The sequence below is a fragment of the Stenotrophomonas sp. STEN031 genome (assembly GCF_056759975.1).
The window spans coordinates 58,891-78,572 of sequence record NZ_JBRREA010000003.1; the positions used below are offsets into that span (position 1 = coordinate 58,891).

Below are 19,682 nucleotides of genomic sequence, written 5' to 3' on the forward strand. Positions count from 1 at the left end.
AATGAACTGTTAGGCCGCGTACTGCTACTCGATGCGACGAATTGCATACGGAGTGTCATGGCCGGGAAAGAACTGCATACGACGGTACGAGGCCCCATATGTAGCTAGACCTTTGCATGTCCTTGCATTCCATCGTTCTATCCTGAGCCCATTGTTTCCGGCGAGTGAAAGAGTGGATTCGATCGGTACTACTTTGCAAGCTTGACCAACCTCGGCCTGAATCATGCCCAAGGGCTCTGGATCGAACCTCGCGGCAGTCAGGGCGGGGCTATATAAGAGCGGTAAGAAAGCAAGAGTCGTGTGCATTGATATCGTTGGCGGCCTAACTCCGGAATTAAGCCGACCCGCGCAGCGGGGTCGGCTTGAATGAACTGTTAGGGCTCATACGGCGCCAGTAGTGAGTCCCAGAAAGTTGGAACCGGTGAGCCAAGGATGTTGGATAAGCCGACTTTAAGAGCAAGCTGTTCCTCCGCCGTAAGTGGGTTCTCCTCCAGCCCAACGGGATGCTCTCTGCGCCTTGTGTAAGGACGAACGAACTTGAGGGCGGCCAAGAATTGATGCCAGGAACCGCGACTGGGGTGGTCTCCCAGTAGCCCATGCCATGCATGGCGGTATACACCGGCAATGATGCCTGGGACTGATCAATGAAGATCGGGTCGCCACATGCGGTTTCTCTGGCTAAGACGAGCCAACTCTGATTCCAGTCAGGCCCTTCGTACCCGTTCTGTTCTTCGGTTAGCGCGGCAAGTGAGAAGAACCCTATGCCACCTATGCCAAAAGAAAGGTCAGGTTGGGGGAGAAGATTCTTGGCTAACGACGATGTGTCCATGAGCTCTAACGCCTGAGTTAAGCCGACCCGCGAAGCGGGTTCGGCTTGAATGAACGGTTAGGCATGATTGATCAGATGCCATGCTGAGAATGGATGGAAAGATCCGACTCTACCCACCTGTTTTCCTTCCTCTCTAGGGTCGCCATTCGATTTCATCGATAGCTCCAAAGCGAAAAGTATCGTTCCCACCTTGGGCGACTCTCGAGCCATCAGGCGCCAGACCGTAAAGACGAAACCTGCCAGAAACCCGAGCTTGGACAGGTGTATGAATGGAGTTCGACTGATGAGCAAACCTCGCTAGAGCAAGCGCGTCCGGACCTTTCAAATTGACTGTGCCGTAAGGTTCTCCTCCATCGAATGCTTCACGAGTGAGAAACAAGTAGGCATCACCTCCATCGGATGAAGCCACGACGATGCCGGCAACTTGTATCAATTGGCCGTCATATACATCGGGATTGGAGAGTAGCTGCGTAGATGTTGTAGCGCAGTAATGCTTGTCGGCCCGGTTGCCCACAAACACACAAGCGCCAGGTGGCGCCCACCCATGATCGAGGGGAATGCCCGCCTGGCTCCCGCAGGCGGTGAGTGCAAGACTCAGGACAACGGCGATCGGAAGGACTCTTGTCATGCCTAACTCTGGAACTAAGCCGCGCCGCGAAGCGGCGTAGGCTTGAATGAACTGTTAGGCGCGAAAGCCATGCTGCTTGTGAACTCAAAGTCCCCAGATTGCATCTCGAAGCGCCTCCCATAAATCCTTAAGTTTCTTTCGGCTTCCCATGAAGAAAAGGACTCGTACTAGTTGTATCAGCGCGGCGACTAGAAGAACAAGGAATCCAATCAGCCCAATTGCATCCCTAAATAAGATTCCTGCGATGGCGAGTGCTACAAGTGCTGCCAGAACGGCTAGGTCGGACTTCCGCATTTCTCTCTGCGTAGCAGTGGTCATCGCGCCTAACTCCGGAATTAAGCCGACCCGCGAAGCGGGTTCGGCTTGAATGAACTGTTAGGTGCCAGCCCGGTAAGGCGGCCACTCACTGCAGTCTCGAACATCCTCAAGTGCACCAGACCACAGCCCCATGTGGCCGTGGTGCCTTGCCGTGAAGTGTGCTGTGACCCAAGCGTAGCCAGTGTCGAATTCTTGGCCGTCGACGCGTTTGCAGTCTTTGGCGTTGAGCCAGAGTCCGTTTGAGTAGAGGCTCTGCTCATAGTCTTCCTTGTGCAGGTATATGGCATTCCCCTCGAACTCGAGGCGTACAAATCCGCGTGCGCTGATTAGTTTGCCCTCGTACTTTTCGGGATTTGCGAGGAGCTGGACGATGGAAACGGTCTCAGCTTTTTCTGGGCCTTCGGCAGAAGCCGAGAGCGATCCGAATAATAGAGCGAGGGTTGCGATAACTAGGTAGTGGATGGATCTCACGGCGCCTAACTCTGAGATTAAGCCGACTCGCGAAGCGAGTTCGGCTTGAATGAACTGTTAGGCGGCTGTGGCCAGTTACCGACTCTGGGCCAATGCTGCCCTGCTTGTGCAACTCAACGCTAGCCGATCATGCCACAGCTTGCAGGGTGGAGCTTGCCTGGGAAACCCTGCCGCGCGTAGCCGCCGAAGTGCGATGAAATGGTTGCGGTGGGGCGGTGAAGCGTAAGGCGAAGTGGCGGGCTTGCCGCTGCCAGGCACAGTTGGGACTGTTACCCGGAGCCGACCAGTGACTTGCCGATGTTGCTGCCGAAAGAAGAGGGGCCAGCCAACCCAACCCACTGCCGCCTAACTCCGGAATTAAGCCGACCCGCGAAGCGGGTTCGGCTTGAATGAACTGTTAGGCATCCGGCGTCTCCGCGAAAGGGAGGCTGATCTGATGCTCATCGAGTACGGACTTATAGTGCTCAAGCATGGCGAGCAGGGTGCCGTGTAGATCACGAAGCTCATCTACTGCGGCAGGACTATCTGAGAGCGCCACGGCAGTCTGGACGCATAGCGCATGAAGAGTGTCGCCTTGCACAAGCAATCCCGGGAACTTGCGACCAGGATGCCGGACAACGGGCATATTCGATTGGTCTGAGTAGATCTCGACGTTCTCGATGCGCATGATCTGATGCCTAACTCTGGAATTAAGCCGACTCGCGAAGCGAGTTCGGCTTGAATGAATTGTTAGGCGGCTGTGGCCACTTACCGCTCCCCGGGCCAATGCTGCCTTGCTTGTGCAACCCAACGTGAGCCGATCATGCCACAGCTTGTGGGGTGGAGCTTGCCTGGGAAACCTTGCCGCGCGTAGCCGCCGGAGTGCGATGAAATGATTGCGGTGGGGCAGTGAAGCGTAAGACGAAATGACGAGCTTGCCGATGCCAATAACAGTTGGTGCTGCTACCCGGAGCCGACCGGTGACTTGCTGATGTTGCGGTCGAAAGAAGAGGGCCCAGCCAACCCAACCCACTGCCGCCTAACGCCTGAGTTAAGCCGACCCGCGAAGCGGGTTCGGCTTGAATGAACTGTTAGGCGGCTGTGGCCCTTACCGCTCCCCGGGCCAATGCTGCCTTGCTTGTGCAACCCAATGCGAACCGATCATGCCACAGCTCGCTGGGTGGAGCTTGCCTGGGAAACCCTGCCGCGCGTAGCCGCCGAAGTGTGATGAAATGATTGCGGTGGGGCAGTGAAGCGTAAGGCGAAATGATGCGCTTGCCGATGCCGAGAACAGTTGGTGCTGCTACCCGGAGCCGACCGGTGACTTGCCGATGTTGCGGCCGAAAGAAGAGGGGCCAGCCAACCCAAACCACTGCCGCCTAACGCCTGAATTAAGCCGACGCTGCGAAGCAGCGGTCGGCTTGAATGAATTGTTAGGCAGCGGGGCTATCACCAAGGCTTAAGCCCTGGTCGATCGCGCTCCATGCAACAAGAATCACCGCAGGACGGACAGTGACACCGCTTAGTGCAACCGCCGCTACCGCTTGGAGCAGGAACTGTGTGGCAGTTGCTATCGCCTAAATAAACGTTTCCGCAGCTGGGGCACGTGATATTGCCTTGGTGGTCTGGCGTGCAGTCAGTCATCTTCGCTTCCTTGTGAGTTCGACGGTACCTGGATTTGCTGCCTAAGTCTGGAATTAAGCCGCGCCGCGCAGCGGGTTCGGCTGTTAGGCCGCACCGTAGCGAACTCTGCGCGTGCGGTAAACGGCTACTGATACAACTGAGAACACCAGGCACCCCAGCAACGGAACCCAAGCAAGCCCGACGAAGTTTTGTACAGCCGCCAGACCCTGTGAGGGCTCTTGCCCAAGCCCGATGCCGTCGCGAAATTGCCAGTATGCCCAAGCCCAGACTAGCAATGAGAGACTAGAGCAAGTCAGCGCGGCTCGAAGAGATGCCAGCGAACGGCGGGCCGTAAGCCATACAAGACAGGCTAAAGAAGCGAGCACTGGAACAAGCAGAATTAGAAGAAAATCGCTCATCTTTCTAGGTGGCCTAACTCCGGAATTAAGCCGACCCGCGCAGCGGGTTCGGCTTGAATGAATTGTTAGGCCTCGTACCCTGGCTGCTTATGCCGAACAGCCCTCAGGTACAGTGCAATAACACGGGAAACGTCTGAGTCCGATAGTTTGGCAAGCTTGGGCCCGGTAGAGAGCTCTACGTGGGTTCTGTCAGCGGACAAGACCAAAGGCTCTGCTACCTCCGCGATCGCTTGATTCCAGCGCCACGTGGTGGGCAGACAATGGTTTTGGTGATCGAAAGCTGCAAGGACATCAACAAGAGACACACTTGGTGCCTCTAGAAGGCGGTTTTCGATCAGTTCGCGTAGCTGCGTGACTTGGCCTGCCATTTGCGCTCTCTAAAGCCTAACTCGTATTGGACCGCCTAACAGCGGTGTAGAGCAGAGTATCCCTGTTTTCTTGCCGCTTTCAAATTAAGAAATTCCCACGTCGAATCATGGATTTAGCCGATAGGGGCAGCCAAAGCCGGACTGCATGCTTCCCGGAAACTACCGCTTGGGAGCGGCCTATGCGTTACGACCCTGTTCCAAGCGGTGTAACACCGGCGCAGCCGCCGCGATTGCTGGATAGCGTCAGGGCACAGATCCGTTTGCGGCACTACAGCATCCGTACCGAGCAGGCCTATCTGGGGTGGATCAGGCGGTTCATCCTGGCCAACGGAAAGCGCCATCCCCGCGAGATGGGCGGTGATGAGGTTGCGGCATTCCTCAGCCGGCTGGCGACGGAAGGCAAGGTAGCGCCAGCCACCCAGAACCAGGCGTTGGCGGCGTTGTTGTTCCTCTATCGCGAGGTGCTGCGATTGGAACTGCCATGGTTGCAGGACGTTGTGCGTGCGAAGCGCCCCAAACGTTTGCCCGTCGTTCTGCCTGTGGAGGATGTTGCCCGGCTGTTGTCGGCAATCCCGGAAGGTGTCACCGCACTGATGGCGCGTCTGCTGTATGGCACGGGCATGCGACTGATGGAATGCCTTCGCTTGCGGGTCAAGGATGTGGACTTTGCGCGCAGTGAAATCTGCGTGCGTGCCGGCAAGGGCAACAAGGATAGGCGTGTTCCGTTGCCAGTGTCGCTGCGTGATCGCTTGCTGCAGCAGCGCGAGCAGGTGTTGTTTCAGCATCAACGTGATCTTGCTGCAGGCGGGGGACGGGTCCATCTGCCGAATGCCTTGGCAAGGAAGTACCCATCAGCTGACGTACAACCGGGCTGGCAGTACCTGTTCCCGTCGCACAGGATGTCCCGCGACCCACGCACGGGGCGGCGTGGCCGCCATCATCTCAGTGAGGAAGTGCTGCAGCGGGCGATCAAGCAGGCGCGCTTGCAGGTGGCAATCCTGCAGCCGGCGAGCTGCCATACCCTGCGGCACTGTTTTGCCACCCATCTGCTGGACGCGGGCTGCGACATCCGTACGCTGCAGGGACTGCTGGGCCATAAGGACATCGCCACGACACAGATCTACACACATGTATTGGGGCGCGGTGCCGGTGCCGTGCTCAGTCCCTTGGATCGGCTGCCGGTGCCGGCTTTGTCGGTGCTGGAAAGTACCCGTGAGCCTGACGATCAGCGCCTGTGAATCGGGCGGAAGCGTGCAACACCGTACTCGTCACATTCAAATGCGTAGTGGTCGGGGTCAACCACGGTTGCGATGTGTTCGCGGGCCTGGGCCTGATCGCGGCGCCCGCAGGCAATGGTGGTGAACGTCAACGGCGCGAGCACTTCGATCCTGGCCGGGCCATGCATGCCATCGCAATGGCCATTGAGCGCTATCCATAATTGGCCGTCGCGTTCACTCAGCGCAAAGCCGCCGTTGTCGAGGGCAAGGTGCTCGCCGGTGTAGAGCAGTACTTCGGGTTCGTCCTTGCTGGCGAACCTGATCTGCATGCCGGCGATGTCGGTCCAGTGCGCCACTGCGCCCGGGCCGCTGCTGAAAGCCGGGCAGTCATGCACACGAAGGTGCAGCGCATCGGGCGGAAGATCGTCTTCGTCCAGCACGATGCCGTCAGGGTCGATACGCTCGGTGTGGATGTCGAAGTCCCACAGCAGTGCGGGAAGGTGGGCATCCACGTAAGCCCCCAGCTCGGCAGCCGTCACCCGATACGGGTGGCCATTCCACAAGCAGCTGGCGATGGCAGGCAGCGGGGGCGGGCAGGGGGTGGCCGTGTTCATGGCCACATTCTGCCGCGCCCACTTGCACGGTCAACCGTCCAGCAGCGCCTTGTCGCGCACCGCGCCCTTGTCGGCGCTGGTGGCGAGCAGGGCATAGGCCTTGAGTGCGGTGCTTACCTTGCGCGGGCGTGCCTCGGCCGGCTTCCAGCCCTTGGCATCCTGTTCGCTGCGGCGGCGTGCGAGTTCGGCATCGTCCACCAGCAGGTTGATGCCACGCTGCGGGATGTCGATCAGGATGCGGTCGCCGTCACGCACCAGGCCGATGGTGCCACCGCCAGCGGCTTCGGGCGAGCAGTGGCCGATGCTCAGGCCGGAGGTGCCGCCGGAGAAACGGCCGTCGGTGAGCAGCGCACAGGCTTTGCCCAGACCCTTGGATTTCAGGTAGCTGGTCGGGTACAGCATTTCCTGCATGCCGGGACCGCCCTTCGGGCCTTCGTAGCGGATCACCACCACGTCGCCGGCCTGCACCTCGTTGCCGAGGATGCCCTTGACCGCCGCGTCCTGGCTTTCATACACGCGGGCATTGCCTTCGAACACGTGGATGGATTCATCCACGCCTGCGGTTTTCACCACGCAGCCGTCGGCGGCGAGATTGCCGTACAGCACGGCCAGGCCGCCTTCGCTGGAGAACGCATGGCCCACATCGCGGATGCAGCCATCGGCACGGTCCAGGTCCAGCGAGGGCCAGCGCGTGGACTGGCTGAAGGCCACCTGGGTGGGAATCCCGGCCGGGCCTGCCTTGTAGAACTGGTGCACGGCTTCGTCCCGGGTCTGGGTGACATCCCATTGCGCGATGGCGTCGCCGAGCGTGCGGCTGTGCACGGTGGAGGCATCGGTATGCAGCAGGCCGCCGCGCGCCAGCTCGCCAAGAATGGCCATGATGCCGCCGGCGCGGTGCACGTCTTCGATGTGGTACTTCTGCGTGTTCGGGGCCACCTTGCACAGCTGCGGTACGCGCCGCGACAGGCGGTCGATATCGCGCTGGTCGAAGGCAACCTCGGCTTCCTGTGCGGCGGCCAGCAGGTGCAGGATGGTGTTGGTGGAGCCGCCCATGGCGATATCCAGCGTCATCGCATTCTCGAAGGCTTCGAAGGTGGCGATGCCGCGCGGCAATACATTGGCTTCCTCGCCGCCATACCAGCGGTGGCACAGCTCGACGATCAGCCGGCCGGCGCGCTTGAACAGCGCCTCGCGGTCGCTGTGCGTGGCCACGACAGTGCCGTTGCCGGGCAACGACAGGCCCAGCGCTTCGGTCAGGCAGTTCATCGAGTTGGCGGTGAACATGCCCGAGCAGGAGCCGCAGGTAGGGCAGGCGCTGCGTTCGATGGCCGCAACCTGTTCGTCGCTGACCTTCTCGTCGCCGGCGGCGACCATGGCGTCGATCAGGTCCAGCTTGTGCTCGGCCAGCTTGGTCTTGCCGGCTTCCATCGGTCCGCCGGAAACGAACACGGCCGGGATGTTCAGGCGCAGCGCGGCCATCAGCATGCCCGGGGTGATCTTGTCGCAGTTGGAAATGCATACCAGCGCGTCGGCGCAGTGCGCATTGGCCATGTACTCGACCGAGTCGGCGATGATCTCGCGGCTGGGCAGCGAATACAGCATGCCGTCATGGCCCATGGCGATGCCGTCATCCACGGCGATGGTATTGAACTCCTTGGCCACGCCGCCGGCCGCTTCAATCTCGCGCGCGACGAGCTGGCCAAGGTCCTTCAGGTGCACGTGGCCGGGCACGAACTGGGTGAAGGAATTGACCACCGCGACGATGGGCTTGTGGAAATCGCCATCGGTCATGCCGGTGGCACGCCACAGGGCGCGGGCGCCGGCCATGTTGCGACCGGCGGTGGAGGTTTTAGAGCGGTATTCAGGCATGGGGCGAGCGGGAACGGGCTGGCAGAAGTGCAGTGCGATTGATTCTGCATGAAGTTCCAGGTTGCAGCTGCAACCATTGGTTTGCGGTGGTTTGAGGGTGGAATTGGGCGATTGGTTGGGGTTTCGAATGGGGCTGGGTGGAAGTGGTGGGGGCCGGAGGCAGCGCCAGTCCCAAAGCCAGAGCCAGGCAAAGGCAAAGCGGAAGCAAAAGCAAAAGCAAAAGGCACCCCTCCCCAACCCTCCCCTGCGCTGCGCGCAAGGGAGGGGGTAAAAGCGGCTTGCTTGCGATCTGAACGCGCGCAGCAGACAGCCCCCTCCCTTGCGCGTAGCGCAGGGGAGGGTTGGGGAGGGGTGCTTTTAGCTCTGGCTTTTAGCTCTCGCTCTCGGCCCACCCAGCAGCGTCGGACAAGTAATCCCGTAGCAGCAAAGAAGCCCCCTGAGACCCCGCCACATCAGCCCCTCGTCCCCCTCAGCTGAAACGCGATTCAGCTTCAGGAACATTCCGGTTTCCGCCTTGCAGCCTGCATCGGGCATCATTGGGGAATCACATTGACGGGGAACCGACCATGAAGCGATCCAAGGCCACCGCACTGGTGCTGATGAGCGCCGTGCCGCTGCTGCTGACCGCCTGCCAGAAGGAAGAAACCGTGCAGGTGCAGGAAGGGCTGTACACCTCGGTGGAAGCCTGCTCCGAGGCCACCGGCAATCCGTCCAGCTGCCGCGAGGCCTTCGCCACCGCGCAGAAGCAGTCCGCCGATGCCGCGCCCAAGTACGCCAGCAAGGAAGAGTGCGCCAAGGAGTATCCGGCCGAACAGTGCGTGCAGCAGCAGACCAGCGCCGGCACCTCGTTCATCGGGCCGATGATGATGGGCTTCTTCATGTCGCAGATGCTCAACGGCAGCCGTGGCGCCGTGGCCGCACCGCCGGCATCGCAGCCGGCCTTCAAGGACAACGCCAACGGTTGGGCCAAGCCCGCGCCGGGCGGCAGTGGTGGCCTGAACACGGCCAGCGGCATTGGTGCCGGCAAGGCGGGCCTGGCGCCGGTCAGCGCCGAGCCCAACCGCGCCGTCACCGCCAGCCGTGGCGGTTTTGGTGCCCGTAGCGGCGGCCGCAGCAGCGTCGGCGGTTGATGCAGTGAAGCGCGTTGCAATTGCCGAGCGTGGCAACTGGCGGGACCGTGCTGCCGAAGCCGGTTTCCGCTTCCACACCATCGACGGTGCGCCCTACTGGGATGAAAGCGCGTATTACGCGTTCACCCTGCGCCAGATCGAAAACGATATCGAGGACCCCAGCGCCGAGTTGCATGCCATGGCGCTGGATCTGGTGGGCGAAGTGGTGGGCAGCGAGGCGCTGATGGCGCAGCTGGCCATCCCTGAGGCGTTCCGCGACTGGATCGCCGAAAGCTGGCGTCGCCGCGACCCACATCTCTACGGCCGCCTGGATTTTGCCTATGACGGCAACGGCCCGGCCAAGCTGTACGAGCTGAACTACGACACGCCCACCTCGCTGTACGAGGCCTCGTTCTTCCAGTGGCAATGGCTGGAGGACCAGCGCAACCGTGGCGCCTTGCCGCAGCAGGCCGATCAGTTCAACTCCCTCCACGAAACCCTGGTGGAGCGTTTTGCCGAACTGGCCTCGCGCCTGCCGCCGCCGCTGTATTTCAGTGCGGTGGGCGAGTCCGAGGAAGACCAGGGGACGGTCGCCTACCTGCGCGATTGTGCGGCGCAGGCCGGGCTGCGTGGGGCGGCCATCGCCATCGAGGATATCGGCCTGTCCGAAGACGGCCGTTTCACCGATCTGGACGATGTGGTGATTGGCAGCCTGTTCAAGCTGTACCCGCTGGAAGACCTGATGCGCGAGGAATTCGGCGCGGCCTTGCCGCGTTCGGGCGTGCAGTTGCTGGAACCGGCATGGAAGGCGGTGTTGAGCAACAAGGGCATCCTGCCGTTGTTGTGGCAGCGCCATCGTGGCCACCCGAACCTGCTCGAATCGTATTTCGATGACGGCAGCGCACTGCCGGCCGGCTGGGTGCGCAAGCCGCTGCATTCGCGCGAAGGTGCCAACGTGGCCATGCATATGAACGATGGCAGCTGGCAGGAAAGCGAAGGGCCGTACAGCGGGCCCAGCATCCGCCAGGCGTTTCATGCCTTGCCGGTGTTCGAGGGCAACTACCCGCTGGTGGGCAGTTGGGTGGTGGGCGATCGCGCCTGTGGTGTGGGCATCCGCGAGGACAACAGCCGCATCACCCGTGACAGTGCGCGCTTCCTGCCGCATGCCATCATCGACGATGCACCGCAGGGCACGACGCGTATCTATCTTTGAGTGGTTGACGTGTGGGAGCGGCGTAAGCCGCGAAGCCAGCGTTACTGTAGAGCCGAGCCATGCTCGGCTGAGGCTTTACCGGTAAGGCCCCCTGCCGAGCATGGCTCGGCACTACATGGGCAGGGTCGGTAAGGCCCTTGCCGAGCATGGCTCGGCACTACAGTGGCGTGGTCGGTGAGGGCCATGGTCGGGTCGTGGGAGCGGCGTGAGTCGCAAAGCCGGGGCTGATGGTTTACAGCAGGCCGTCGCGCTTTACCGCCAGATAGCGTTCTACCAGCGCTGCAGGCAGCTCTTCGGCGGTGACGTCCAATACCATCACCCGGTGGCTGCGCAGTGCTTCATGGGCATCGCTGCGCTGCTGCAGGTAGGCGGCAATGGCACCGGCCTGTATCGCCTCGGGTACGGTTTCCACATCGCGTGCCAAGGCCTGATCAAGTTCGCGCTCGCGCAGGCTGGCGACACAGACCAGATGCCGCTTCTGCAGCAGGCGCACGGCAGCGAGCAGGTCTTCGATGTCTTCGTCACGCACGTTGGTGACCAGCATCACCAGGCTGCGTCGCGATTGACGCAACGACAACTCGGTGGCCGCGGCAAGGTAGTCGGTCGCCACGGGCCTGGGCTGCAGGTCATAGCTGGCGCGCAGCAGGCTGTCGATCGCCCCCATGCCGCGCTTGGGAACGACCCAGCGACTGTCGCCACCACTGGCGAACAGGCCGACACCGTCGCCCTGGCGCAATGCCAGATACGAGACCACCAACGAGGCATTGAGCACGTGGTCGAAATGCGACAGGCCGCCTTCGTCCGCCATCATCCGCCGACCAGTGTCTATCATCATCACCAGCTGCTGGTTCTTTTCATCCTGGTACTCGCGCGAGATCAGCTTGCGCGCGCGCGAGGTGGCCTTCCAGTCGATCTGGCGCAGGCTGTCGCCAACGCGGTACTCGCGCATCTGGTGGAAGTCGGTGCCTTCGCCACGACGGCGCTTGAGGTGGGCGCCGACCAACCGCGAGGCCATCTCCGCGCTCAGCAGGGCGAAGCGGGTGAGCGGAGCGAAGTTGGGATAGACACGCACCGTTTGTGGCGTGCCAACCGTGCGTTGTTGGCGCCAGAGGCGCAGCGGCGAATGCAGGCGCAGGTGCACGCCATCGAATACGAACGTGCCGCGATTGGTCGGGGTGAAGCGGTAGCTGAAACGGGTTTCGCTGGCTTTGCCCAGCTTCAAGCGGCGTGGTAGGCCGTCACTGTTCCAGCCATCGGGCAGCAGGTCGAATACGTCGACGCGCTGCTTGCCGTAGGAATCCAGTTGCAGCCATGTCTCACGTTCGACGCCCAAGGCGAGGGAGTCGGGGAGTTCGCGCCGCACCTGCGGACTGGGTTTGCGCCACAGCAGCAGCAGATCGAGCGCTGCGAACAGGGCGATTGCAGCTGCGCTGATGGTCCATGCCTGCATCGGCAGGTAGTGCAGGGCGACTGGCAGGCCAAGCAGGCTCCAGAGCACCAGCAGGGCGATCAGTAGGGGAGCGGGTCTCACTGCGTGGCCCTGGTTGTTTTGTGTGTTGGTGTTGATGGGGAAAGCGCTGCAGCAGGAGCAAAAGCAGGAGCAGAAGCAGAAGCAGAAGCAGAAGCAGAAGCAGAAGCACCCCTCCCCAGCCCTCCCCTCCGTGCTGCGCACGCAAGGGAGGGGGCTAGATCAGAAGCAGAAGCCAAATCCAAATCCAAATCCGAAGCAGAGGCAACAGCCGCCGTCACCCAAGCACTCCGGCGCGCTGCGCGCGCGGGGTCGGGGGCACGGGCTTGGCCGTAGATGCTTGCCGCATTCCTCACTTGCGCGGGGCCTCTACCTTGGCGAGCAGTGCGGTCAGGGCGTCATCGGCGGATTGGCCTTCGATCTGCAGTTCCGGGGCAAGTGCGATGCGGTGACGCAGTGCTGGCTTGGCGATCTCGCGGACGTCATCCGGGGTGACAAAATCGCGGCCGGACAATACGGCCTGCGCTCGTGCCGCACGCACCAGCGCGATGCTGCCGCGCGGGCCGGCGCCCAGCGCGATGCCCGGCCACTTGCGGGTGGCGGCAACAATGCGCACCGCGTAGTCGATCACCTGCGGATCAACGGTGATTGCCGCCACCGCTTTCTGCAGCTCGACCACGTCGGCTCCGCTGAGCACGCGCGGCACCTGGGTGAGGTTGAAGTCGCTGGCGGTGCGGCCGGTGGTGATGGCCTGCACCATCTGCTTCTCGTCCTCCAGCTGGGGGTAGTCGATCAATACCTTCAGCAGGAAACGGTCCAGCTGCGCTTCCGGCAGCGGATAGGTACCTTCCTGCTCCACCGGGTTCTGCGTGGCCAGGGTCAGGAAGGGTGGGGTCAGCGAGAAGGCTTTGCCTTCGATGGTGACCTGGCCTTCCTGCATCACTTCCAGCAGCGCGGACTGGGTCTTGGCCGGCGCGCGGTTGATTTCGTCGGCCAGCAGCAGATTGGTGAACACCGGGCCGCGACGGATCTTGAAGCTTTCGGTCTTGGGGTCATAGACCGCATGACCGCTGACGTCGCTGGGCATCAGGTCCGGGGTGAACTGCACGCGCGCGTAGTCCAGCTCCAGCGCCTGTGCCAGGGCGCGCACCAGCAGTGTCTTGCCCAAGCCGGGCACGCCTTCGATCAGTACGTGGCCGCCGGCCAGCAAGGCGATCAGGATCTGGTCCAGCACATCGCTCTGGCCGATAAAGGCATGGCCGACCGCTTCGCGGATGCGCTCGACGCGTTCGATCAGAACCGTGTTGACCGCTGCGGGAGCCGGCGTCGCTGCAGCGCCGGGGAGGGCGGGCGGAGTGAAGGTGTCGGTCATAGCTGGTTTCTCATCTGGATGAGCAAGCGGATGCGGTCGCGCAGGGCGATGTCGTCCTGCGAAGGGGGAATCTGCAAGGCGGTCTGCACACGGCTGATGGGCCATTGCAGGTGGTCGGCAATCGCCTGTGCCTGGGCCTCGCCGGTCAATGCGGCAGCCACCGGCGCGCGCCGGCGCAGGCGGGCGAGGAAGGCCTGGCGGACTGCGTCGTACAGCAACGGGGACTTGCGGTAGCGGTGCAGGTGCTCGCCACTGGCACGCACATGTTCCAGCAGCGAGCGGCGGTCTTCGCGCGGCGAGGGCAGCAGCGCGCCGAAACGCTGGCAGCGCATCCACAGCCACGCAAGCAGGGCGAGCAGCAGCGGCAACCATACCGGCCAGCCACGTTCGAACAGCGTCTTCCACAGCGATGGCAGTTCCATCGCGTAGATCAGGTGCGTTGTGCCCTTGCCGTAGTTGGGGGCCAGCACCAGGCGGGCGAGATCGCGGTGCGGAAGATCGCGCAGGCCAGGGTCGCCCGCGCCTGCGCCGTTGAGCAGGAAATCCATGTCGCCAAGGATGTCCACACGGCCCAGGCCGTAACGCAGGCGGGCATAGGCCAGCGTGTCATCACCGCCGCCATCGGCCCAGCGCAGCTCGGCGCGGATCCTGTCGGTAAGGGTGAAACGATTGCCGCTGCAGAATTCGTCGTGCGAGGCCTGTCCCGGCACCTGCCAAACCTGGCAGCGAGCTGCTGCGTCGCTGGTGACCACGCCCAGGCGTTCCAGCAGGCCCTGTTCGTCGCCATCCAGGTCTTCGTCGGCATCGGGCACGCGCAGCAGCAGGTGGCCGCCAAACTGCACCCAGTCCAGCAGGCTCTCGACCTGCGCAGGGGTCAGCAAGCGCGGGTCGTCGAGCATCAGCACGCTGTCGCCCGGCTGCAGCTGCATGGCCGGCAGGTCGAGCTTGCGCCGGGTTTCGGCCTTGGCGCCATCGCGGATCAGGGTTTCGCGCAGTGCGTACAGCGCGTTGTAAGTGGGCTCGCCATAAGCGGGCAGGGTGATTTCTTCGCTGGATTTCTCGAAATTGCGAAAGAACCAGAACGCGATCAACGCGGTCAGCAACAGCAGGCCGATGATCAGTGCATTGCGTACGGCGGCGTTCATGCCGGCCACCCGTACTGCTGGTGCAGGTCCTTGATCAGCGCATCGAAGGCCTCGTCGCTGGGCAGGCGGCCGGCATAGGCGGCGTACTGCCAGGTCCGCACCATGCGTGCGAACAGGTTGCGGTCGGCCTCCTGCGGCATCTTGCGCGATGCACGCAGGCATTGCGCTTCGGTGGCGCCCGGCGGCAACACGACGTTGCCGCGTTCGACCAGCACTTCAACCGACGCGCGGTACAGCAGTGCCAGTGCGTGCCGCGGCTTGCCCTCGCGCCATAGCCGGCGCGCGCTGCCGAGGATGTCCGGCGGCAGCACTTCCGGCAGCTGCAGGGCTTCCTGCAGCACCGGTGCCTGTACGTTGCGGGTGCTGCGACCATCGCCGCGGAACCAGGGCAGCCACCAGCGTGCGGTCAGTGCGAGTATCACCAGCACAATGCCGAGCAGGATCCACAGGATGCTTTCGCCGATCAGCGCGGCGAACTTGGCGATGCCCTCCAGCAGGGGGCCGGGATCAGGCTTGTTGCTGTCGTCATCGGCTTCGGGCGTCTTGTCCGAGGCCTTCCTGACCCAGCGGGTGACGCTGCGCTTGGCACCCAGCTGCGGATCTTCGTAAGCGCGTGCCGCCGCCTGGCGGAAGCCGGCGGTATCTGCAGGCGCATCGCCAAACAACTGTTGGGGTGTGGTTGCCGTCGTGGCTTCGGGCGCTGCTGCTGAGGTGCCCTTGTGGTTGCCGTGGCTGCTGCTGCCGGGGGGCTCGGCGGTCTCCTGCGCCCGCGCCTGCAGTGATGGCAGTGCGAACACGGCCAACAGCAACACCAGCATCGGCGCCAGGCCGGCCAGACGCTCACGCAGGCGGCGGAAGGCGATCTCCACATCCCAGGCTTCCAGCTGGGTGCGGCGGTTCAGATACAGGCCGAAGCCAGCACCGCTGTAGAACGGGCCGATCAGGCTCATGGCCAACCAGGCCAGCAGATTGAAGCCTATCCATGCCCAGGCCGGCGTGTCTTCGCCAATCAGTTCCCAGGTGGCGCGCAGGGATTCGGACAACAGTTCCACCGGCACGAACATGAAAACCAGGGCGACGCCGGCAAACTGCAACATGGCCTCGAAGTGCCAGCATACCCAGGTGAGCAACGAGGCGTGGCCATAGCTGGCCCCCCCGAGCGCATGCCGGCGCCCGCGTCGTTGCGCGGCATCGCCACCTTCCAACAGGTCGACCGGCATCAACAGCGAACGGGCGGGGCTGAGCCGGCGCCAGCCGAGGTAGGCTCCCAATCCGCGCCAGCCCCAGTTCCATTGCGCGCGCAGGGTTTCCCGGGTACCGGGTTCGGCACCGAATGCGCCGCGCGAGATCACATACAGCGGAATGCGCTCGAAGGCAGGCTTGAGCCACCACAGGATGAAGCTGGACAGCCAGAAGTTGTCCAGCCACCAGCCCAGCAGATTGAGCACCGCGAACACCGGCAGGGTCAGCAGTATCCAGGGCTTCCAGATGGCGGCGGCATGCCGGCGCACCAGCGCGGTGCCCAGCTCCATCGCTTCCCATTGCGAGCGCGCGCGCAGCACGACGTCGAGTCGATCAATCCGCATGACCCGCTCCACGTCCGCCGCGCCACAGCCATACCAGCACCACCGTCCACAGCACCGCCGACACGCTGAGCTTGCCCCACATCGGCACCCAGGCAATCGAAGACCAGAAGGCCTCGATGAAAGCGGCCACCAGCAGCATGAAAGCCACGCCCAGGCACAGTCGTGCACCAATAACACCGCCTTCGATCAAGGCGTCGATACGGCGCTTGCGGCCCGGTGCCAGCAGCCGCAGCCCCAACTGCAGGCCGGCGCCACCGGCGATGACGATGGCGGTCAACTCGAACGGCGCGTGGCCCACCACAAAGCGCCAGAACGGATCGCCCGAGCCTATCTGCTGCAGGTGTCCGGCCACGGCGCCAATGGTGACGCCGTTGAACAGCAGCACAAGGATGGTGCCGATACCGGCCAACAGCCCGCTGGCGAAGGTGCGCAGGCCGATGCTGATGTTGTTCATGATGTAGTGGCCGAACATCGCCCAATCGGTGCCGCTGTCGCGGCCAAGATGGTCGGCGGCCGGATCGTACATTTTCTCCATCTGTGCGACCTGGCGCGGGTCCAGCAGCATGTGGATGAGTTCGGGTTTGTACTGCAGCAGGACGAAGATGCCGACCAGCGGAACAACGAACAATGCGCAGGCCACCCACATCGCTCCGGCCTGGCTGCGCACGGTGCTGGGGAAGTCGGCGAACAGGAATTCGACCACGCGCTGCCAGCGCGGTGCGGGTGTGCGGTACAGCAGGTTGTGACCACGCTGCATCAGCTGCTGGAGCTGTTCAACCAGTTGCGGGCTGTAGCCGCGACGGCGCGCCAGCGCCAGTTGCTGGCACAGGCGCCGATAGCGCTGCGGGATGGTCTCGTCGCCCAGCAGGTCGGGGTCGGTGTCGTGGCGCTGCTTCCGCGAGCGCTCGCCACGACGTTGCAGCCAGTCCTCGAACTGCTGCCATTCGTGCTGGTAGCGGGTGACGAACTGTTCCTGTCTCATCGCCGCCCCAGCAACCAGTTGGCCATCGCATACAGGCGCAGCACGCCGGCCTGACCCCGCTCCTGGCTGAGCCCGCTGATGATGTCGGCCAGCTCATGCTGGCGTCCGGGCGACAGCGCCGGGGCACGATCGGCATAGGCGACCAGCGCGGCCTGTTCGCCGGGCTGCAGCGGCAGCGGCGGCGCCAGCACGGTATCGATGCGGGCCGGTGGCGTAGCCGGGCGTGGCGGCGTATGTACCACCAACGAGCCGGCGACCAGATCGCCGAGGCGACGGCCATGGGCATCAAACAGGCAGGTAACCAGGCCCAGCGCATACCCAAACGGCAGGGCGTCGACGGTGCGCAGCAGGTTGCGCACGATCGCCGGCATCCAGCCCAGCGGCGCGCCATCGCGGGCGACCACGCGCAGTCCCAATACCTTCTTGCCCAAGGTGCGGCCGAACCAGACTTCCAGCACGATCGGATACGCCCAGAACATCAGGAACATCAGCCCCAGGTAGATGCCCTGGCCAAGTTCGCCGAGGGCGACCAGCAGCGGGCTCATCACCGCCAGCACACCAAAACGCACGCATAGATCGATCAGCCAGGCCAGGGCGCGTGGCACCGGGCCGGCGGCGGGCAGCTGCAGGGGCACGCCTTCGGGCGTGATGACTTCGCGGTAGGTGTCCAGCATCGGCCGTGCAGCGTCGTTCATTGCAGTGAGCCCGGCACCCGATGCGGGTACTGCGTGCGGCGGATGGAAGCCCGGAGTCCAGCCCGGACGGATGCCTGGGGCATTCGTGTCTCTGCTACGTCCTTATCAGAATGCTGACTGTAGCTGGCGGCAGCGCGAAAACCCAGCCCGCCGATGCGATCAGCGGGCCGGGCGCGGCAGGTTTCAGCGCACGGTGCGGTTGTCGTCACCACGCACGAACAGCTTCCGGATTGCGCCGCCGAGGAACAGCACGCCGATCAACAGCAGCTTCCAGAATTTGGCCAGCAGCAGGCCGAGCTTGGCAAAAAGGCCGGCCTTGGCCGCCAGCCCGCCGCCGATCAGCGTCGCCACGCCGTAGGCGGCGACCTTGTCGGTGCTGGGATTGTGGTCGGCGTAGCGGGCGCCCTGGTCGAACTCGGCCATCGGCAACAGCTTGTCCATGCCCTCGCGCACCGTCGCCAGCTCGGACATGCCGGAAACGGCATTCAAGCTCAGGTAGCCGTGCCGTCCGAGCACGCGGATGTCGTAGTTGAGGGTGTGGTCAGGCTGGTCATTGAAGGCCAGCTCGCGCGCCCAGTACAGCTTCTTGCTGCCGGCCTCATAGCGCGGCGGCACTGCCCAGCCGACCAGATCAAGCGAGCCATAACCGGCTTTCACCCGCTCCGGATTGCTGTCGCGGGTTTCCGCCTGCATGGTCTTGAGCAGATCGTCGTAGTCGATCTTGCTGGCATCTTCGTCGGACACGTAACCATCGTCGGACCAGGTCACCACCACCGCCCAGCTTTCCGGTTCGCTCAGGCCGGGGCTGCGCGGCACGATCATGCCCAGCACGCTGTCATCCGGCGGGTTTCCCCACATGTCTTCCAGTACACGGCGCGCATCGGCCTTGTCCAGATAGCGGAATTCGCCGTCCAGATTGAAATGCGCCCTGGCCTCGGGTATCGCGATTTCCCCACCGCGGAACTGCAGCGACTGTTCGAACTGCTCCGCAGTCATGCCCTGTTCCTCCGGGGCAGGGTCCTGGGCGGAGGCGGCAAAGCAAACCACGCACAGCAGTGCCACAGCCGCCAACAGGCGCTGCGCCACGATTTTCATCGACTTCATGTCAAACCCTCAAAGGCGTCCCCACGCCGGGCCGGCAGTGTGCACCCGCAGGGGGCGTGCCGACAATGCCTGCTCGCTCAGCCCTGCATGCCGCGGTATTGATCCTTGACCCTGACGTAGTGGTCGGCCGAATAGCGCAGGCCCTCGATGTCCTTCTCGCTGAGCTGGCGCATCAGACGTGCCGGATTGCCGGCCCACAGCTCGCCACTGCGCACCAGCTTGCCCGGCCCGACCACCGCACCGGCGGCGATGAAGGCATTGGCCTCGATCACCGCGCCATCAAGAATGCAGGCGCCCATGCCGATCAGGCAGTAATCACCAATGGTGCAGGCGTGGATGATGCAGCCGTGGCCGACGGTGACACCTTCGCCGATGAGCGTGGGGTAGCCGCCCTTGTTGTAAGGACTGTCGTGGCTCACATGGATGATGGTGCCGTCCTGCACATTGGTACGCGCACCGATGCGTACGTGGTTCACATCACCGCGGATCACCGTACCCGGCCACACCGACGCATCATCGCCAATCTGCACGTCACCGATGATGGTGCAGGCTTCATCGATATAGACGCGCTCACCGAGGGTGGGGGTTTTATCCAGGAAGGGGCGGAGTGCGGGCATGGTGATCGCCTCGGGGAACGAATTTAGCAAGCAACATCATAGTCGCTGTTGCCAGT

The 19,682-nt window shown here is 63.2% G+C and carries 15 protein-coding genes; 3 read left to right on the forward strand and 12 right to left on the reverse strand.

What is annotated here, in order from left to right:
* Positions 1 to 1,832: 1,832 nt before the first annotated feature.
* Entirely contained in the window at positions 1,833 to 2,246 is a 414-nt protein-coding gene (locus ACVOLQ_RS02050) for a hypothetical protein (protein ID WP_481526897.1), read from the reverse strand.
* A 397-nt stretch (positions 2,247 to 2,643) separates the two neighbouring features.
* The gene (locus tag ACVOLQ_RS02055) at positions 2,644 to 2,913 is read right to left on the reverse strand and encodes a DUF6959 family protein (protein WP_165713009.1); all 270 of its coding nucleotides are present in this window, start codon (positions 2,911 to 2,913) and stop codon (positions 2,644 to 2,646) included.
* A gap of 1,901 nt (positions 2,914 to 4,814) precedes the next feature.
* Here ACVOLQ_RS02055 and ACVOLQ_RS02060 point away from each other — a divergent pair.
* Positions 4,815 to 5,873 (forward strand): integron integrase, encoded by a 1,059-nt coding sequence (locus ACVOLQ_RS02060; protein WP_481526898.1) that lies wholly within the window; start codon positions 4,815 to 4,817, stop codon positions 5,871 to 5,873.
* Here the strand turns inward: ACVOLQ_RS02060 and ACVOLQ_RS02065 are convergent.
* Both ACVOLQ_RS02065 and ilvD read right to left on the reverse strand, forming a co-directional pair.
* A complete protein-coding gene (locus ACVOLQ_RS02065; protein ID WP_481526899.1) occupies positions 5,861 to 6,466 on the reverse strand; it encodes a hypothetical protein in 606 nt (201 codons plus the stop codon). The two genes, ACVOLQ_RS02060 and ACVOLQ_RS02065, sit on opposite strands and share 13 nt — an antisense overlap.
* A 30-nt stretch (positions 6,467 to 6,496) precedes the next feature.
* Positions 6,497 to 8,335 carry a dihydroxy-acid dehydratase gene (gene ilvD, locus ACVOLQ_RS02070; RefSeq protein ID WP_313495841.1) on the reverse strand — a complete coding sequence of 613 codons (1,839 nt, stop codon included), beginning with the start codon at positions 8,333 to 8,335 and terminating at the stop codon, positions 6,497 to 6,499.
* Between the two features lie 566 nt (positions 8,336 to 8,901).
* Here ilvD and ACVOLQ_RS02075 point away from each other — a divergent pair.
* Positions 8,902 to 9,465 carry a DUF1190 domain-containing protein gene (locus ACVOLQ_RS02075; RefSeq protein WP_312369406.1) on the forward strand — a complete coding sequence of 188 codons (564 nt, stop codon included), beginning with the start codon at positions 8,902 to 8,904 and terminating at the stop codon, positions 9,463 to 9,465.
* 4 nt (positions 9,466 to 9,469) lie between these two features.
* Entirely contained in the window at positions 9,470 to 10,657 is a 1,188-nt protein-coding gene (locus tag ACVOLQ_RS02080; RefSeq protein WP_481526900.1) for a glutathionylspermidine synthase family protein, read from the forward strand.
* 232 nt (positions 10,658 to 10,889) lie between these two features.
* On the opposite strand, the gene ACVOLQ_RS02085 is transcribed toward ACVOLQ_RS02080, so the two are convergent.
* The 8 genes from ACVOLQ_RS02085 to ACVOLQ_RS02120 all read right to left on the reverse strand — a co-directional run bounded on the left by ACVOLQ_RS02085 (position 10,890) and on the right by ACVOLQ_RS02120 (position 19,626).
* Positions 10,890 to 12,188, reverse strand: coding sequence for a DUF58 domain-containing protein (locus tag ACVOLQ_RS02085; RefSeq protein WP_481526901.1), 1,299 nt, complete (start codon positions 12,186 to 12,188; stop codon positions 10,890 to 10,892).
* Between the two features lie 289 nt (positions 12,189 to 12,477).
* Positions 12,478 to 13,497, reverse strand: a complete 1,020-nt coding sequence (locus ACVOLQ_RS02090; RefSeq protein WP_313173181.1) for an AAA family ATPase — start codon at positions 13,495 to 13,497, stop codon at positions 12,478 to 12,480.
* Positions 13,494 to 14,642, reverse strand: a complete 1,149-nt coding sequence (locus tag ACVOLQ_RS02095; RefSeq protein ID WP_481526902.1) for a DUF4350 domain-containing protein — start codon at positions 14,640 to 14,642, stop codon at positions 13,494 to 13,496. The genes ACVOLQ_RS02090 and ACVOLQ_RS02095 overlap by 4 nt, the downstream gene beginning before the upstream one ends.
* Entirely contained in the window at positions 14,639 to 16,228 is a 1,590-nt protein-coding gene (locus ACVOLQ_RS02100) for a DUF4129 domain-containing protein (RefSeq protein ID WP_481526903.1), read from the reverse strand. Before ACVOLQ_RS02100 ends, ACVOLQ_RS02095 begins: the two co-directional genes overlap by 4 nt.
* The gene (locus ACVOLQ_RS02105) at positions 16,218 to 17,210 is read right to left on the reverse strand and encodes a stage II sporulation protein M (RefSeq protein WP_313173178.1); all 993 of its coding nucleotides are present in this window, start codon (positions 17,208 to 17,210) and stop codon (positions 16,218 to 16,220) included. Before ACVOLQ_RS02105 ends, ACVOLQ_RS02100 begins: the two co-directional genes overlap by 11 nt.
* A complete protein-coding gene (locus ACVOLQ_RS02110) occupies positions 17,207 to 17,905 on the reverse strand; it encodes an RDD family protein (protein WP_313173177.1) in 699 nt (232 codons plus the stop codon). The genes ACVOLQ_RS02105 and ACVOLQ_RS02110 overlap by 4 nt, the downstream gene beginning before the upstream one ends.
* Positions 17,906 to 18,088: 183 nt before the next feature.
* On the reverse strand, positions 18,089 to 19,009 hold the full coding sequence (locus ACVOLQ_RS02115; protein ID WP_481526904.1) for a DUF2167 domain-containing protein: 921 nt from the start codon (positions 19,007 to 19,009) through the stop codon (positions 18,089 to 18,091).
* Positions 19,010 to 19,086: 77 nt separating this feature from the next.
* The gene (locus ACVOLQ_RS02120) at positions 19,087 to 19,626 is read right to left on the reverse strand and encodes a gamma carbonic anhydrase family protein (protein ID WP_481526905.1); all 540 of its coding nucleotides are present in this window, start codon (positions 19,624 to 19,626) and stop codon (positions 19,087 to 19,089) included.
* Positions 19,627 to 19,682: the final 56 nt, after the last annotated feature.